This is a genomic window from Vibrio sp. YT-18 (genome assembly GCF_033337345.1).
GTDB lineage: Bacteria > Pseudomonadota > Gammaproteobacteria > Enterobacterales > Vibrionaceae > Vibrio > Vibrio alginolyticus.
On the sequence record NZ_JAWOQO010000052.1, the window covers coordinates 1 to 2,656 of the forward strand.

The window sequence follows — 2,656 nt, forward strand, 5'->3', positions numbered from 1 at the left end:
TACGCCGTGGGTCGATGTTTGATGTTATGGAGCAGCAACGATGTTACGCAGCAGGGCAGTCGCCCTAAAACAAAGTTGTACGTAGAACTCGAAGGCAATTTAAGTATGAAAGAAAAGGTAGTTGTTGATAAAGCGATTTCACTCTATACCGAATCATTCGGCGACCCGGCCCATGAACCCATTATTCTGATCATGGGGGCAATGTCGTCTGCGGTGTGGTGGCCTGATGAGTTTTGTTCCCAACTTGCCAAAATGGGTCGCTATGTGATCCGGTACGACCACCGTGATACCGGGAAATCAACAAGCTATGAGCCAGGTCAGGCTCCATATTCCGTTGAAGAATTAGCAGATGATGTGGTTCGCGTCATTGATGGTTATGGTCTGGAAGCTGCTCATTTAGTCGGCATGTCTTTGGGGGGATTTCTTTCCCAGCTTGTAGCTCTCAAGTATCCGAAACGTGTGAAGAGCTTGACGCTGATTGCTTCAGAACGGCTTGCAGATGCAGATCCGGATATGCCCGCTTTTGATCCTGCCATCATTGAGTATCACCAACGGGCGGAATCGCTGGATTGGTCTGATAGAGATGCTGTCGTCGCGTATCAGGTCGGAGCGTGGCGAATCAACTCAGGTACTGCGCATGCTTTTGACGCTGAGAAGATACAAAACATCGCTGAGTTAAATTTTGATCGCACTCCGAATATCCTGACAACATTCAACCACACTACTTTAGGTGGTGGCGAGAGATGGCTCGGGAGATTAAATGAGATAGCTGTACCAACTTTGATCATTCACGGCACGGAGGATCCTGTACTTCCTTATGTGCATGGGTTGGCACTGAAAGATGCGATTCGTGGTTCAAAAATGCTGACACTCGAAGGCACGGGACATGAGTTGCATCATGAAGACTGGCCGAGGATTATCCAGGCGATTAAGGGGCAAACGTCATAGCTATCGGTTGCACCGTACAACAAGTTGCTGCACCGGAAAAATTACTCGCTGCGCTCGCAATTTTCCGGTGAGCAAGGCGTTAGCGCCCACAACGCATGTCTCTCGCACTCTTTGACTTCGATGGCACAATTACCACTCGCGAGACGATGCCGGATTTTGTGCGGCGGTCCGTGAGCCGACGTCGACTGCTTGTGGGACAACTGCTTCTGGCGCCGCTCGTGCTTGGGTATAAGATTGGGATCTTGTCTGGCACCCTGATCCGTCGCGTCATCGTTCGCTTCGCTTACAGCGGCATCCCGGCCTCGGTCCTGGAGGCCCAAGGTCGTGACTTCGCTCAGAGCTACCTGCCCAATACCCTCCGCGGCGAGGCAATGCAGCGCATCGCATGGCACAAAGCGCAGGGGCACAAGGTTGTCGTTGTTTCCGGCGGACTTGAGGCTTACTTGGAGCCGTGGTGCGACTCGCACGGCGTTGAGCTCATCTGTTCTTCCTTGCAACAGTCGGACGGAATCCTAACGGGCCGCTATGAAGGGCGGCAGTGCGTCTTGACGGAGAAGGCTCGCTTGGTCCGTGAGCGCTACGACCTGGCGACATATCCGACCATCTACGCGTACGGAGACACGCCGGAGGACCTGGATATGCTGGCCATTGCTACTAAGCAGTACTATCAGTGGCAAGAGGTTGGCGTCGCAGGTGGGCGCTAACAAGTCATTCAAGCCGACGCCGCTTCGCGGCGCGGCTTAATTCTGGTGTTAGACATCATGAGGGTAGCGGTGACCATCGAAATTTCGAACCAACTATCAGAGGTGCTAAGCGTCATTGAGCGCCATCTGGAATCAACGTTGCTGGCCGTGCATTTGTACGGCTCCGCAGTGGATGGCGGCCTGAAGCCATACAGCGATATTGATTTGTTGGTTACTGTGGCCGTAAAGCTTGATGAAACGACGCGGCGAGCATTGCTCAATGACCTTATGGAGGCTTCGGCTTTCCCTGGCGAGAGCGAGACGCTCCGCGCTATAGAAGTCACCCTTGTCGTGCATGACGACATCATCCCGTGGCGTTATCCGGCTAAGCGCGAGCTGCAATTTGGAGAATGGCAGCGCAATGACATTCTTGCGGGTATCTTCGAGCCAGCCATGATCGACATTGATCTAGCTATCCTGCTTACAAAAGCAAGAGAACATAGCGTTGCCTTGGTAGGTCCGGCAGCGGAGGAATTCTTTGACCCGGTTCCTGAACAGGATCTATTCGAGGCGCTGAGGGAAACCTTGAAGCTATGGAACTCGCAGCCCGACTGGGCCGGCGATGAGCGAAATGTAGTGCTTACGTTGTCCCGCATTTGGTACAGCGCAATAACCGGCAAAATCGCGCCGAAGGATGTCGCTGCCGACTGGGCAATAAAACGCCTACCTGCCCAGTATCAGCCCGTCTTACTTGAAGCTAAGCAAGCTTATCTGGGACAAAAAGAAGATCACTTGGCCTCACGCGCAGATCACTTGGAAGAATTTATTCGCTTTGTGAAAGGCGAGATCATCAAGTCAGTTGGTAAATGATGTCTAACAATTCGTTCAAGCCGACCGCGCTACGCGCGGCGGCTTAACTCCGGCGTTGGGCGCACAATAAGGCTCCTTGCAGAGTTGCTTGAAAGTTGTTACGATTCAAATTCAATCATGAGATAGTCAGCAGATGAGCACTTCCAAGAACGCAG

Annotated in this window: 2 protein-coding genes and 1 pseudogene; all 3 read left to right on the forward strand. The window is 52.6% G+C overall.

Annotated elements, in window-relative coordinates:
* Window positions 1–948 (forward strand): alpha/beta fold putative hydrolase EstX (gene estX / locus R7M72_RS24120; RefSeq protein WP_224465411.1); only part of this gene is annotated, 948 nt, incomplete at its 5' end.
* A 95-nt stretch (window positions 949–1,043) separates the two neighbouring features.
* On the forward strand, window positions 1,044–1,652 hold the full coding sequence (locus R7M72_RS24125; RefSeq protein ID WP_000050382.1) for an HAD family hydrolase: 609 nt from the start codon (window positions 1,044–1,046) through the stop codon (window positions 1,650–1,652).
* A gap of 57 nt (window positions 1,653–1,709) precedes the next feature.
* Window positions 1,710–2,548 (forward strand): annotated as a pseudogene (locus R7M72_RS24130) (AadA family aminoglycoside 3''-O-nucleotidyltransferase).
* The last annotated feature ends 108 nt before the right edge of the window (window positions 2,549–2,656 follow it).